Genomic DNA, 14,456 nt, shown 5'->3' on the forward strand with positions numbered 1-14,456 from the left:
TCCTTTCGATGTTTCGCATCAAAAGGAACCTTTTTCACTGGATAAAATTAGCAATGATCGCAATGAGCCATAAATGGGCGGGGTAAAAAAAGTAAAAGAGGTATTTAAAGAAGAGTGATTGACTGCCTCTTTCGCCATTGTACAAAGCGATAAAGGGAAGTACGGTAATAAATAAAAAGTCAGAGTTATATGCGAGCATCTGTAAAGTGGTTCCCAGTTCACCTAACCATTGGAAATTCATGAAGAATAGCAAAAGGGACAAGATCAGGTAGAGACGATTACACAAGGTTTTATGATTCTGTGTTAAGAAAGTGATTAACATAAAGGGAAGTATAACCAATCCGCCTTCTGTGAACATCGAGCCAACTAGTAGCAGAACGATCAGTGTCACGAGGAGTAAGCCTTTCATGACAAAGGGAATGGTCTCTTTTAATTTTTTTGTCACACCTAAGAGCGTCACCCCGACTGCGAGGGTTAAGAAAATGTTGTTGTAAAGCATCGTTTTAGGGTTGTTTAAGAGGTTGTTTAGGATGGTATTACCTGTCATCATAATGATTGCCCACACGTACAGACGGGCGTTATAGCGGTAGAAATTGCGGGTATACTTGACTCCTTCGACAGCCATATAAGCAAAGAAAACACCGACGCATCGTGTGATTACGTGAAAAATAAGACTGAGTTCAGGTGGAATAAAAGAAGCAATATGATCAAGGACCATTAGTCCCATCATAAATAGTTTTAGCTGATTGGCATTCATTCGAGTTCTCCTTTGTTTTTTTTTGAATGTTTTTATCATAACTTTTTTGTGAAAAGGGGGCAACGAACAATCTTGTCACCTTTCTAACAGAAAGGGAAAAATAAAAACAACCAACTGAAAAAAATCAGTTGGTTGTTTTTATTTTTTTATAAGGTATCGTAGACAATCGTTTCTGCTTTTGGAATCTCTTCATCGATGAAGAAAACTTTATACCATGTTAGGAACGAGTAAACGGCCCAAATTTTACGTTGGAGATCGGCTGTACCATTGTGATGATCTTCGACTAATTGAATAATTTTGTCTTGATCGAAAAATTCACGTACGAAGTCCATTTCGAATAAAGCTTTGACTTGTTTGTAACCCAAATCTTCACGTAACCAGGCTTTGATTGGCACAGGGAAGCCTAGTTTTTCACGATTTGCCCATGCTTCTGGCAAGTGACGGTTCGACGCTTGACGGAAGACGTCTTTCGTATTGTTTTGGTTAATTAAATATTTTGTCGGAATGCTTTGTGCAAGTTTCATCATTTCGATATCAAGTAATGGAACACGTGATTCTAAAGAACTCGCCATTGTGAGTTTGTCTGCTTTTAACAAAATATCTTTTGGCATCCATTGATGAACGTCTAAATATTGCATTTTATTGACTTCTTCATGAGCGAATTGGTCGGCTTTATCAAAGTGTGGTCCAACAATTTCTGCAATGCTTGGCGCATCTTGGAATGCTGGTGTGACAAAACTGCTCGCTTCGGTTTCACTAAAGATTTCTGCATGCCCGATAAAGTATTCTCTAGCGGGTGCCGTTGCGGCATATAAGTGCATGCGTCCTTGGAAGTTTTTCATTTTACCTAGGGAACGACCGATCGTATAACGAACACCCTTTGGTAATTTGCGTAAACCTTGAGCGACGACACGTATGACTTTTGAGTTGGTGTGTAAGCCATAAGCGTTATAACCGGCGAATAATTCATCGGCACCTTCACCCGATTGTACGACACGAACGTATTGTGCCGCTAAGTTTGATAAGAAATAAAGTGGAACACACGATGGGTTAGCATCGGGTTCATCCAAATGGTATTGAATTAATGGAAAAGCTTTAAACGACATCTCGCCATTAATAATCGCAGCAACGTTATTTAAGCCGAGGGTTTCGGTTAATTTACGTGCTTCAATTGCTTCGTTGTACGTTTTATCGTCAAAGCCAATCGAGAAAGTATGCTCAGGTCTTAAAATCGAAGCAACGTAACTTGAATCGACACCACTTGATAGGAATGATCCGACTTCAACATCGGCATTTTTATGAATCGCAATCGACTCTTGTACCGTTGCATCAATTTTATCGACCCATTCTTTTTCAGAAAGGTTTTCTTTTTGACGGAAATCCGCATCCCAGTATTCTTTGATGGTCATTTTGCCATCTTTATACGTAAAGTAGTGGCCTTCTTGTAGGCGATGCACGCCTTTAAAGAAGGTTTCACCGTTTAGTGGTGAATATTGGAAGGTTAAATAAGGTTTCAATGCTTGCGTATTTAAGGCTTTATTGAAATCTGGGTGTGGTAAGAAACTCTTGATTTCAGATCCGAACATCAATGTCCCATTCATCTCTGCGTAATAATAAGGCTTGATTCCAAAATGGTCACGCGCACCAAAAAGTTCTTGTTTTTCAATATCCCAAATCGCAAAAGCAAACATGCCGCGAATTTTTTGTAATAAATCAACGCCCCACTCTTCGTAACCGTGTAGTAGGACTTCAGTGTCTGAATTTGTTGTGAAAAGATGGCCTCTTTGGATGAGCTCATCTCTCAAACGTTGGTAATTGTAAATTTCACCGTTAAAAATAATGACTTTGCTACGATCTTCGTTATAGATCGGTTGCGATCCGCCTTCAAGGTCAACGACGGACAAGCGTCTAAATCCTAAAGCGATTTGATCGTCAACGTATTTTCCGGCACTGTTTGGCCCACGGTGAACAATTCTTTCCATCATTGCTTCAATGACTGTTTCTTTTTGTTGCTGTGAGTTGATAAACCCAACAATACCGCACATAATGTCACTTCCTAATCATTTAATCTCAATTTTGAATCATACGCTTATCATTCTAGCATAAAATAAAGGTATCTAAAAATAGAATCGATGAATTTTAAAAAAAACCAAGGAAAGATTTCGTCAGTCGAAATCTTTCCTTGATTGATTGATTAATTTCTTTTCCAAGATAACCCAAGTAACAACGTAATTGTTGCTAAAAGTGGTACTAGGAAAACTAAAGCGACACTGTAAGTACCACCGCCAGAGCGGGTGTAGCTTTTAGGTGCCAATTGATTCAGGTGAATAATATTAAAGTTCACGAGTAGTTTCCAAAAAATAACTAAAGCAAGTACGCTAGCTAAACTGATGCCAGCAATCATCAAATATTTTTTATGCGTTTGTTTCATGTAACTGACCCCTTTGCAACATCTTCGAACATATTATACCGAATGTTTGTACAAAAAAGAGCAATGTTTTGATAAAGTAATTTTTGTTACATAAATGAAACAAATTAAGCCTTAGTATTTTCTAGCCATTTTTTGGTGTAGTAGCCATCACCTAAGTAGTCGGCATTTTTGCCTTCGATTTTCATCCCTGCTTCTGTTCCTTTTCCAGCAATGATTACAACATCTTGTGCCGTTGCAAGTGAAAGTGCCAGTGTGATGGCTTTTGCTCGTGACATTTCTCGAAAGACTTCTACCTCAGGGTTGGTAATTGCTGCTTGAATTTCGTCCGCAATCGCTGCCGGACTTTCAAAATCGGGATCATCTTCAGTTAAGACGACGATGTCATAACTTTCAGAAATGGCCTGTCCCATGTCTTTGCGACGAGAAAGGGCTTTTCCACCAGCACTACCAGTGACTAAGATGACTTTACCATCTGGTCGTAAATCTTGAGCAAATGTCCCTAACGCAGAAAGGCTCAAATAATTATGAGCGAAATCAACGAAAGCGTAAGCGCCATTTGGTAACTCGAAGAAATTCATACGTCCAGGGATGGTGCACTGACTGACGCTATTTTTTAAAGCTTCTTTAGGTGCTTCAACTAAAGCCGTTGCAATTAAAGCAGCAGCAGCATTTCCATGGTTGAAATGACCAAACATAGCTAAATGATAATCGCCATTTATTTGTAAAAAATCTTCGGTTGCCTCTAAGTGAAACTCGCGGCGATCGGGTCCATCGATCACAGGATAGTCCGCATTTGAACTGCCATAAGTGACAGTCGGAATGTCGTGTGTTAAACAAAGAGCTTCTAAGACGTCAAAATGGTCGGATTGATCGTTCAAGACGACTTGTTGACTATTTAATAGGAGTTGTTGCTTACAAGCAAAATAATCTTCAAAGGTTGGGTGTTCAATTGGACTAATATGATCAGGGCTAATGTTGATAAAGACACCGACTTCAAAAGTAATGCCAAAGGCGCGCTTGGTTTTGTATGCTTGCGAAGAAACTTCCATCACAAGATGAGTTACACCGGCTTCAACCGCTTCAGCCATTTGTTTGTATAAAACGAGTGCTTCGGGTGTCGTTAAAACGGATGAACGATACGTTTTGCCATCGGTTGTCGTTTCTTCTGAAGAAAAGAGGGCCACCTTTGAATCAAAAGCATCTCGCAAAATATGATGAATTAAATAGGCGACACTGGTCTTTCCTTTGGTTCCAGTAATGCCGATTTTGATTAATTTATCTTGTGGGTTTTGGTAGAAAGCTTGGGCAATAATCGCCATCGTTTCACGAATATCGGTTACAAGAATTTCCTGTTCAGGAAAGCCATAAGAAATTTCAGAAATGTAAGTTGTTACGCCCGTATTTAAGACATCAACAAGCCATTCTTTTTTGAAGTTGGCTCCTTTACAAAAAAATAAGGTTTGCCCTTCGATTTCTTGTGAATTATATGAAAGTGTATCAAAAGCTTCGTTTGGATGACTCATAAAATCTTTTTGAGGTGTGACGAGTAAGTTGTGTTGGCTTAATAATTGGTGAATTTCTTCGATAGTAATGGTATACATCGCATATTCCTCCTTTAATGGGAAATTTCATTGTTTATTATAGCATAGTCATTTCAAAAAAAAGAAATAGATTGCTACTGATGAGATTAAGCATTAAAATAGGAGATATGTAAAAAAAAGAAAGTTGGGAACGACGGAAATGGCGAATCGAGTGAATTTAGAAGAACCGGCATTAACCAATGAAGAAAAAATGGCCCGAGGTTCAGCGTGGCTGACAATTGGAAACATTGGTTCACGGTTAATCGGTATCATCTATATTATCCCATGGTATTACTGGCTAGGTGCAAATGCGGAAGCCTCCAATACTTTATTTAATATGGGATACAATATTTATGCCTTGTTTATTATGATTTCTACCGCAGGGATTCCGGCAGCTATTGCAAAGCAAATTGCTTTCCATAATTCCAGGGGAGAATATCGAACGAGTCGCAAACTCTTCCATACAGCCGCAAAAGTCATGCTGGGCTTTGGAGTAGTCAGCGCGATCATTATGTATATGGCCTCACCGCTACTATCAAACGGTGCAGGGGGCGGCAGTGATTTAGTGCCGGCGATGCGTTCGTTAAGTGTAGCAATTTTAGTGATTCCATTTATGAGTGTTTTACGAGGTTATTTTCAGGGAACACAAAATGTGGCACCTTATGCAATTTCACAATTAGTAGAGCAATTCTTTCGTGTCATTTACATGTTATCGGCAACCTTTATTATTATGCGTTTAGGTAGTGGCGATCATGTGGCAGCAGTGACACAATCAACTTTTGCAGCATTTATTGGTGCATTAGCGGGTGTCGGAATCTTATTGTATTATTTTAAAAAAGAAAAAATTAAAATGGATATTTTGGCAGAAGAAAGCCAAGAAACAGTCCAAATCAACAGTGCAGCATTACTGACGAGTGTTGTCCGTGAGGCGATACCATTTATTATTATCGGCGCTGCAATTACTATATTTAAGCTTGTTGATCAATATACCTTTATTCGTATGATGAGTGGTTTTACGGAGTACACGAATAATCAGTTAATGAGTTTAATGGCACTATTTGGTGGGAACCCGGATAAATTAACGATGGTGGTTATTGGTCTAGCGACAGCGATGGCAACAGTCGGCTTGCCGCTTATCACCGAAGCTTACGCACAAAAAAACAAAAAAGATTTGAGTCAATTAGTAACGAGTAACTTACAGTTGTACTCATTCATTATGTTCCCTGCAACTTTTGGGATGGTGATGTTAGCTTATCCATTAAACACCTTATTTTATACACCAAATGTTTTGGGCAGTCGTTTATTGATCGTCGCTTGTTTGTCTGGTTTAGTCCTAGGACTGTACATGATTACGGCAAGTATGCTCCAAGGAATTTATGAAAATTCGGCAGCACTTGTCTTCTTTGGAATTGGCTTATTAGTAAAAGTTGTTTTACAAGCGCCAAGTATCTTCTTACTAGAAGCATACGGTCCACTGATTTCGACAACAATTGGTTTTGCGGTAGCGTCGTACTTTAACCTACGTAAGCTTCATCAAAAAACCGGATTTAATATTAGCTTGGTTGTCCGTCGAACACTTTTAATTATTATTTTGACGGTCGTTATGCTCCTAGCAACTTGGTTGACTCGACTTGGTTTAGGTACCTTCCTAAGTGTAGAAAGAAAATTCAGTGCTTTCCTCTTAATTATGGGCGTCGCTGCAGTTGGTGGCTTTGTCTATGTGTATTTAGGATTGAAAATACGTTTAGCAGATAAACTATTAGGACCAAATGTTATTCGTTTGCGTCGTAAATTACGAATTAAATAAAACAAAGAAGAAAGAGTTGGCTGATTCAAAGTCAGCTCTTTTATCTTTTTGAACAGAAGGAGAAAATCATGCGTTTAGATAAATTTTTAGCCGATATGAATTTCGGTACAAGAAGAGAAGTCAAAGGGTATATCAAAAAAGGACTGGTGACTGTGAATGATCAGATCATTAAGTCTGATAAATTTCACGTTAATGAGTACGAAGATAGGGTTTTATTTGATGGCGAACCGGTCCACTATCAAAAAAACTTCTACTATTTACTTCATAAACCAGGTGGAGTGATTTCAGCGACGGTCGATAACTATGATGAAACCGTGCTTGATTTATTTGAGGATCAAGATTTTCGTGATGATTTATTCCCTGTAGGTCGCTTAGATAAAGATACAGAAGGGTTATTGTTAATTATGAATGATGGGCAATTAGCGCATCGTTTGTTATCACCTAAAAAACACGTCGACAAAGAATACTATGCGCAAGTCGCAGGTATCGTGACGGCAGAAGATCAAGCAGCCTTCAAAGCAGGACTAACGATTGATGGCGATGAAGTTTGTCTACCAGCACAATTAATAATTGATGCGGTTGATGAGGAAAACCAAACATCGGAGATTCGTTTAATTTTACATGAAGGAAAATTCCATCAGGTCAAGCGAATGGTTCAAGCCGTTGGAAAAGAAGTCACCTACTTAAAACGCCTACGAATGGGACCAATTGTACTTGGTGAACAATTGGCTTTAGGTGAGTATCGTCCACTAACACCAGAAGAACTTGCATTACTTCAAAATTAAATCACAGCATTTTTGTAATCGCCTTGTTACATAAGCCTTCATTTTCATGAAAATGAAGGTTTTTTGTCATACAAGACTTTGGAATGATACGAACTTGTAGCTGTTTTGTTACCCCCACGCTAGTGAAATCATGTTACAGTAGCGAAGGATTAAATAAAGGAGCGTTTTAGTTTTGAAGAAAAAATCAATTTTAGTACTTGCAAGTTTAAGTTTACTCTTTTTCTTGCCACAAGCAGCACAAGCCGATGAGATGTCACAAAAGATTCAAGAACAAACACAAGTAGTGAAGCAACTTGAAAAAGAAGTAGCGACAATCACTGATAAACAAACAGCCGTTAAAGAAGAAATCAAGGCGTTTGATACACGAGCAGTCACCCTAGAAAATGAATTAACGACTTTACATAACGAAAAAGAGGCAATTGAAAATGAGATTAAACTACAAGAAATCCGTTTAGTCACATTAGAAGAAATGGCATCTTTACAAACCATTTCTCAAGTTACAACCGTTAAAAATAATAGTGTCGAGAATCAAAAAGAACGAATTGACGCTTTAAGAAAAGAAGTTACTGAAGTAGAAGCAAAAATCGCAGCGACAAACAAAACAATCGCAGCAGAAGAAACAAACAAAGAACAAAAAGTAGCTGAACAAAAAGAGTTAGAAAAAGCAGCGAAAGCCGTTCAAACAAAAATGGCGAACGAAGAAGCGGCGATTGAACGTTTAGAAGCTGAAGCAGCAGCCGCAAAAAAAGCAGCAGCTGAAGCGGAAGCAGCTAAGAAAGCCGCTGCTGAACGTTTAGAGCGTGCGGGCTTCATCTCACCATTGGCTCGTTCATATTCAATTAGTAGTGGATTTGGTCAACGCGTGGATCCTACTGGTTATTCTGGTACAGGACACGATGGAATTGATATTCCAGGAAGCGCCGGTGAAGCAATTTTAGCTGCCCGTTATGGAACAGTCGTTGAAGCAGGTTATCATAGCAGTGCAGGTAACTATGCGATTGTCAAACACGATAATGGCTACTATACTTATTACATGCACATGACTGAAAACTTTGTCAGTGTCGGTCAAACATTAGAAACAAGCCAACAAATTGGTACAATGGGCACAACAGGAAACTCAACTGGCGTTCATTTACACTTTGGGATTGCGACAGGTGTTTGGAGCGGATTTGTGAATCCAACAAATTTTATTTAAATTAATGAAGAATAATCTGGCCAAATAGCACACTTGCTGTTTGGCTTTTTTATTTACTTAATAAGATAAAGTGTAAAAAAGCAAGCCGAATTGAGCTTGCTAAAAGGATGATGAGTGAGTGGCCTATAATAACCGGCACATTTATTTTTTTGATTTTATTCGCATTTAATATTCATGTCAATTAATTTCAAAATTGCTCTGTTTTTTCGCTTGTACGATCATTATTTCTTTTGTAAATGGGTGGGTGAGGTGCATTTCGGATGCGTGGAGCATTAGGCGTTTGGCTTTTTTATTTTGATATAAAGGATCGCCAACAATTGGGTGGCCCAAATAGGCTAAGTGGACGCGGATTTGGTGTGTGCGTCCGGTTTCTAAGACGCAAGAAACCGCTGTGGTTCGTTCGTTGATATGTTCGATCGTCACGTGAGTAATCGCGATTTGACCGTTTTTTGGGTCAACGACACGTTTACGTCTATCGTGGCGGTCGCGTCCAATTTTTTGACGAATCGTTTGATTTTTGGTTAAACGTCCATGAACAATGGCGTCGTATTTGCGATAGATTTGTTTGGTTTCTAAGAGTCGTCCTAAAATAGGTAAGACAAAAGGGTTTTTAGCAAATAACAAGGCGCCGCTTGTTTCTTTATCGAGCCGATGAACGACGTAAGGACGCCCGTTTAAATAAGCCGCTAGATGGTTAAACATTGTATCTGTTTCATCCGGTTGATTTGGATGGGTTTTAATACCATATGGTTTATTGACGACAATTAGATGCTCATCTTCGTACAACACGTCAACAAGTGTGGCATCGCCAAAATGAATGTCTTGATAGGTATAATCGCTTTCCTCTAAATGCAAAGTAATTTGATCGCCGGCTTGGACTTCTTGATGGAACATCGCCACATTGCCGTTGAGTTGGACGTCTTTACGCGTACGTAAAAAATGACGGACTTTTCGTGGGACGAGCCATTCTTTTTCGAGTAAATCGCGAATTGTCATTGGTTGTTGGGTTTTGGGTAAGGTAATGGTAAAGTCCATTGTTTTGTCACACCTTTCATTGATTCTACTTAATTATAGCAGACGGTTTAGAGGATTTAGAAGAAACTTAAGAAAAAAATCAACGCTTTCTAATAATTGGGTGCTAAAATAGGGAGAGTTTTCAGCAAAGTCCAACTTGAGACCTAGGTTGTGAACAAAAAAATTTGTTATACTCATAGAGATAAGGAGGAGTTTCATGGACTTTAAAGCATTACTACAAAAGATAAAAGTGCACATGATTCGCTTTTGGCATTGGATAAAACCTTACTTAGCCGAATTTCGTCAAGGACTTGGACGCTTTTGGAAAAAATACCATTTAAATAAAATTATCTTACTACTAATGTTAACAGCTATTTTAATTACGAGTATTTATTTATTCTATGTGGCAAAGGCAACGAATGTGGAAGATTTGTCTTCAGGTTTGAAAGATTCAACGGTCATATATGATGGGGTCGATGAAGAGGCGGGCCGTTTTCGCTCAGAAAAAGGCAATTATGTCGATTTTGAAGAGATTTCCCCAGCAGTCGTTGACGCGGTGATTTCAACAGAGGACCGCCGTTTTTACGAGCATCATGGGTTTGATTTAAAAGGAATTGCCCGAGCGGCGGTTCGCATGGTAGTTAACCGCGGGAGCACGAGTGGCGGAGGGGGAAGTACGATCACCCAACAATTGGCGAAAAATGCGTACTTAACCTTAGATCAGACGTTCACACGAAAAGCCAAAGAATTGTTTTTAGCCATCGAGATTGAAAAGAAATACAGTAAAGAAGAAATCATGGCGATGTACTTGAATACTTCTTATTACGGGAACGGTGTTTGGGGCGTTCAAGATGCTTCGATGAAGTACTTTGGTGTCTCTGCTAGTCAATTAACGACTGAACAAGCAGCAACCTTAGTGGGTCTCTTAAAAGGCCCATCGATTTATAATCCAATTGATAGTTTAGAGCAAGCGACGAATCGTCGAAATACCGTCTTACAATTGATGGCTGACAACGGGAAAATTACACAAGAAGCTGCACAAGCAGGGCAACAAATTGCCATTGCCGATCAATTATATGATGCGTATGATTCTTCGCAAACGAATTACCAATATCCTTATTATTTTGACGCGGTTATTGATGAAGCGGTCAATAAATATGGTTTAGACGCAGATGATGTCATGAAACGTGGCTATAAAATTTACACGTCACTTGACCAAAATTACCAACGTAACATGCAAGAAGTTTATAAAAGAGATGATTATTTCCCACCAGATTCGACAACGGGAGACATCGTACAGTCAGGTTCGGTCGCACTGGATCCGAATACTGGTGAAATTCAAGGATTAGTTGGTCGTCGTGGCGAATATACCTTCCGGGGTTTTAACTTTGCGATTGCGACAAAACGTTCACCAGGTTCTACGATTAAACCGTTGAGTGTCTATGTACCGGCACTTGAAGCAGGTTATCGTCCGGATTCGATTTTAAAAGATGAACCATTGTCTTATTACGATGCTAAAAACTTTGATGGAACCTATCAAGGAGAGGCAACGATGTATCATGCGGTCGCTCAAAGTTTGAATTTACCAGCTGTTTGGTTGCTACATGAGATGGGAATCAACAAAGGTTACAATAAAGCTAAAGAGTTTGGTTTACCATTAGCTGCTTCTGATAAATATTACGGCTTAGCTTTAGGGGGATTAGAAACAGGAACGTCTCCAGCTGTGATGGCAAGTGCTTATGGTGTCTTTGCCAATGGTGGTACGCTGTATGAGCCGCACTTAATTCGAAAAATTATCGATTCAACGGGTGCCGTAATCGTAGATAATACGAAACCAAAAGGCAAACGAATTATTTCAAAAGAAACAAGCGATGAAATGACTAGTATGTTACTCGGTACGTTTTCAAATGGAACAGCTGCTAACGCGAATCCATATGGTTATACCATGGCTGGAAAAACAGGTTCAACTGAAAATGTCCATGATATCAGTAAATCGTCGGATCAATGGTTGATTGGTTATACGCCCGATGTTGTAATTTCTAGTTGGATTGGCTTTGAAACAAATAGTGCTGAGAATGCGATTGCGGGAACAAATGGTGCCAATATGAGCCTGATGTTTAAAGCGCAAGCAGAAGGCATCTTACCTTATACACAACAGACACCATTTACCGTGGCTGATGCTTATCTAACAGATGGCAAAGTTATGGCAGTTGAAGATGTACCGATAACAGAAGAAACGACTCCTCCTGCGTGGCAACAAGAACTTGATAAGTTCACTGATAAAGCCAAAAAAGAAGTCAAAGATGTCGGCGGAAAAGTTTTTGAGAAAACGAAAGATATCTTACGTGGATTACGTGATCGATTGCCTGAAATCGGTCGCTAAGTCAGAATAATCATGATACAATAACAAAGTAATAACTATTTAGGAGGATGAATTATGTCAGCAAACTTATACGATACAGCCAACAAATTAGAACGTGAAATCCGCGAAGATGCCGCATTTAAAGCGTTAAGCGACTCATTCAATCGTTTAAAACAAAACGAAGAAGCATTTGGTTTCTTTAAAGAATTCCAAATGTTCCAACAAGAAATGCAACAAAAAATGATGTCAGGTGAAGAACTATCAGATGCCGATGCTGCTAAAGCGCAACAATTAGCTGAAAAAGTTCAAGAAGAAGGCCTAATCAATGATTTAATGCAACACGAGCAAGCATTCAGTGTTGTCGTAAATGATTTAAACCGTATCATCATGAACCCATTAAGAGAATTATATAACGCAGAATAATCTGTTTGAGAAGCGATGCCTAAGGGTGTCGTTTTTTTGTTTACTCAGAATGAGAATATGAAAAACATCGTTGTATTTTTTAAAATCTCTGTTACTTTTATTTATTTCAATGTATTTACTTAAAAATGAAATTGTTATATGTTATAATTATTTTTATAAATTCTTTTAACTTATAAAAAATGTTGATTCATCATCTATTCAATCAATGTAATCGACAATACATTGCTGTGAGTTTGTAAAAAATAATTTGTTTAATCTTTTTGTTTTTGGTTGTCCTCACTATTTATGAAACTCACAAATTTCGGAGTATGCAAATTCAAGTTGGAAATATTTTATTTTGCATTAAAATTATTACATAGTCCTGTGAAGGTTAGAATTAATTTTCTTTTATTAATCTCCCTTGATATCAGTTTCTGTTGTTAATAGTATCCGATTGATTTTTTTAATCTGTTTATGTGATATATCTGATACTATCTTAAATTTAATTGGAGTTATGAATGGAGATGAACCTCTAAATTTCTTTCATCTAATTGGTCAGTTTAATCGTATTAGAGATTGGATTTTTATGTGCATCCAAGTTTATAGTATTAGTCAAAAATGTTATTACAGGATATCTGTCATTCATTTCTTGAGGTGATATGAACTATTTAGAGATAAAGCGACTATTTTTATTGGAGGGATACAATTGAGAAAACAAAATGAAATAATCAAAGAACTGAGGACTGAGAGAAATATCTCACAACAATCTTTAGCCATGGGTATTACTACTAGAGAGTCCGTATCTAATTTTGAGAGAAGAGGTACAAATATAACATCCAATACATTAATTGAATTTCTAGATAAAATGAATGTTAGTTTAGAAGAATATTATTATTTATTGAACGATAAAAATCTAACTCAAAAGCAAAAAACATTTGTCGATGGTGCAAAATATTTTGGTGATATAAAAGAGCAGAAAAAATATTTAAAGATGTTAGAAAGCATGTATATGTCTACAAATGATTCAGCATATTTGCTAATAACCTCTCAATATCGTTTATTGTATTCTATGAAAAATAATGATAGCAAAACTAATGAGTTAAAAGATGACATAGAAAACATTAAAAATCATTTAAATAATGTTTATAACTGGGGAAGGTTTGAATTATCACTATTTACAAATGTTTTATTTATTTTTAATTCAGAGTATATTTATTCAACATATCGAAGAGTAATTAAAGATATGAAGCTATATTCAAATCACCCGTATTACAAAGACAACATAGGAATTTTTATAAAGAATTGTCTAATACTTTTTTGGAAAAGAAAACACTATACTCAAATGGAATATTTGCTCTTAGAACTAGACATTTTATCAAAGAATGTTACTTACACGAATGAAAGGTTTACTTATTTGATCTTTAAAAAAGTATTGTCTTCGCAGGGGGAATTTGATATCTCAATGATTGAACCTGAAATTGAAATTTTAAAATATATGGGTTATAACGATTACGCACAACAAATAATTCATAGCTTTACATAAGCTGTTTGTAAAACCCCGAAAGATAGAGTATTTTAGTTTCTTTTATATAATATGCGAGCTGTAGTTATTATGATTTTTTTGAAACAAATTTACCAGTAGTATGAATGTCTTTTTAGGGCAATAGAGTGCTGTGAGAATCTCATTTAGTATAAACTAACCCTAGAAATCAGAGAGGGTATTTGTGATTATTTGAGATGAAATTATTGTATTTCATGGAAATTGGATAATATAAACTTAGTTTTTTTGTTTTCGTATTAATTCTTCTGCGCAAAATTCTCAGTAAATATTGAACCCTAATAAAACCGCTAAAAAAAAGTTAGATTTTCTAAGTATAACTTTTTTTGAGTGGTTTATTTTTTATGTGTAATTTTTTTTTTATGTGTAATTTTTTTGAAATATTTATTTTAAACTAATTAATTAGGTAACAATTCATTACACAATTCAAATTAATTTAGTTTGATGTGCAATACTTAAAATATAAAAGAAAGAGGTGAATTTAACCATGAGTTTATTGATATGCTCCCCTCATAGTAGACACTAGAAAAAACAAAAATTCTAGTCTACTATGAGAGGAGTTTTT

11 protein-coding genes are annotated in these 14,456 nt (G+C 37.2%); 6 read left to right on the forward strand and 5 right to left on the reverse strand.

The features are described from left to right. Positions 1–34: 34 nt before the first annotated feature. From IEV09_RS05585 to murE, 4 genes are all read right to left on the reverse strand, one after another. Entirely contained in the window at positions 35–757 is a 723-nt protein-coding gene (locus IEV09_RS05585; protein ID WP_188367284.1) for a TraX family protein, read from the reverse strand. A gap of 146 nt (positions 758–903) precedes the next feature. Beyond that, complete coding sequence (gene asnB / locus IEV09_RS05590) at positions 904–2,802, reverse strand: asparagine synthase (glutamine-hydrolyzing) (protein WP_188367285.1); 1,899 nt, start codon at positions 2,800–2,802, stop codon at positions 904–906. Positions 2,803–2,951: 149 nt separating this feature from the next. Then, complete coding sequence (locus IEV09_RS05595) at positions 2,952–3,188, reverse strand: hypothetical protein (protein WP_188367286.1); 237 nt, start codon at positions 3,186–3,188, stop codon at positions 2,952–2,954. A gap of 104 nt (positions 3,189–3,292) precedes the next feature. Beyond that, on the reverse strand, positions 3,293–4,789 hold the full coding sequence (gene murE, locus IEV09_RS05600; protein ID WP_188367287.1) for a UDP-N-acetylmuramyl-tripeptide synthetase: 1,497 nt from the start codon (positions 4,787–4,789) through the stop codon (positions 3,293–3,295). Positions 4,790–4,928: 139 nt separating this feature from the next. Here murE and IEV09_RS05605 point away from each other — a divergent pair, with 139 nt between their 5' ends. The 3 genes from IEV09_RS05605 to IEV09_RS05615 all read left to right on the forward strand — a co-directional run bounded on the left by IEV09_RS05605 (position 4,929) and on the right by IEV09_RS05615 (position 8,555). After that, positions 4,929–6,575 (forward strand): putative polysaccharide biosynthesis protein, encoded by a 1,647-nt coding sequence (locus IEV09_RS05605; RefSeq protein ID WP_188367288.1) that lies wholly within the window; start codon positions 4,929–4,931, stop codon positions 6,573–6,575. A gap of 68 nt (positions 6,576–6,643) precedes the next feature. Then, positions 6,644–7,360: a pseudouridine synthase gene (locus IEV09_RS05610; RefSeq protein ID WP_188367289.1), complete on the forward strand. Its 717-nt coding sequence runs from the start codon at positions 6,644–6,646 to the stop codon at positions 7,358–7,360. Between the two features lie 172 nt (positions 7,361–7,532). Then, the gene (locus tag IEV09_RS05615; protein ID WP_188367290.1) at positions 7,533–8,555 is read left to right on the forward strand and encodes a M23 family metallopeptidase; all 1,023 of its coding nucleotides are present in this window, start codon (positions 7,533–7,535) and stop codon (positions 8,553–8,555) included. A gap of 177 nt (positions 8,556–8,732) precedes the next feature. Here IEV09_RS05615 and IEV09_RS05620 read toward each other — a convergent pair whose 3' ends face one another. Further along, a complete protein-coding gene (locus IEV09_RS05620; protein ID WP_188367291.1) occupies positions 8,733–9,590 on the reverse strand; it encodes an RluA family pseudouridine synthase in 858 nt (285 codons plus the stop codon). A 196-nt stretch (positions 9,591–9,786) separates the two neighbouring features. On the opposite strand from IEV09_RS05620, the gene IEV09_RS05625 reads away from it, so the two are divergent. The 3 genes from IEV09_RS05625 to IEV09_RS05635 all read left to right on the forward strand — a co-directional run bounded on the left by IEV09_RS05625 (position 9,787) and on the right by IEV09_RS05635 (position 13,876). Continuing rightward, positions 9,787–11,952, forward strand: coding sequence for a PBP1A family penicillin-binding protein (locus tag IEV09_RS05625; RefSeq protein WP_188367292.1), 2,166 nt, complete (start codon positions 9,787–9,789; stop codon positions 11,950–11,952). Positions 11,953–12,006: 54 nt separating this feature from the next. After that, entirely contained in the window at positions 12,007–12,354 is a 348-nt protein-coding gene (locus IEV09_RS05630) for a YlbF family regulator (protein WP_188367293.1), read from the forward strand. A gap of 685 nt (positions 12,355–13,039) precedes the next feature. Further along, a complete protein-coding gene (locus IEV09_RS05635; protein ID WP_188367294.1) occupies positions 13,040–13,876 on the forward strand; it encodes an Rgg/GadR/MutR family transcriptional regulator in 837 nt (278 codons plus the stop codon). Positions 13,877–14,456 lie beyond the last annotated feature (580 nt).

The sequence above is a fragment of the Enterococcus alcedinis genome, assembly GCF_014635985.1.
GTDB lineage: Bacteria > Bacillota > Bacilli > Lactobacillales > Enterococcaceae > Enterococcus_I > Enterococcus_I alcedinis.

Excerpts from the sequence above, each read along its gene's own strand:
- IEV09_RS05585 (WP_188367284.1), bottom strand. The coding sequence starts at position 757 with ATGAATGCCAATCAGCTAAAACTATTTATGATGGGACTAATGGTCCTT.
- asnB (WP_188367285.1), bottom strand. The coding sequence starts at position 2,802 with ATGTGCGGTATTGTTGGGTTTATCAACTCACAGCAACAAAAAGAAACA.
- IEV09_RS05595 (WP_188367286.1), bottom strand. The coding sequence starts at position 3,188 with ATGAAACAAACGCATAAAAAATATTTGATGATTGCTGGCATCAGTTTA.
- murE (WP_188367287.1), bottom strand. The coding sequence starts at position 4,789 with ATGTATACCATTACTATCGAAGAAATTCACCAATTATTAAGCCAACAC.
- IEV09_RS05605 (WP_188367288.1), top strand. The coding sequence starts at position 4,929 with ATGGCGAATCGAGTGAATTTAGAAGAACCGGCATTAACCAATGAAGAA.
- IEV09_RS05610 (WP_188367289.1), top strand. The coding sequence starts at position 6,644 with ATGCGTTTAGATAAATTTTTAGCCGATATGAATTTCGGTACAAGAAGA.
- IEV09_RS05620 (WP_188367291.1), bottom strand. The coding sequence starts at position 9,590 with ATGGACTTTACCATTACCTTACCCAAAACCCAACAACCAATGACAATT.
- IEV09_RS05625 (WP_188367292.1), top strand. The coding sequence starts at position 9,787 with ATGGACTTTAAAGCATTACTACAAAAGATAAAAGTGCACATGATTCGC.
- IEV09_RS05630 (WP_188367293.1), top strand. The coding sequence starts at position 12,007 with ATGTCAGCAAACTTATACGATACAGCCAACAAATTAGAACGTGAAATC.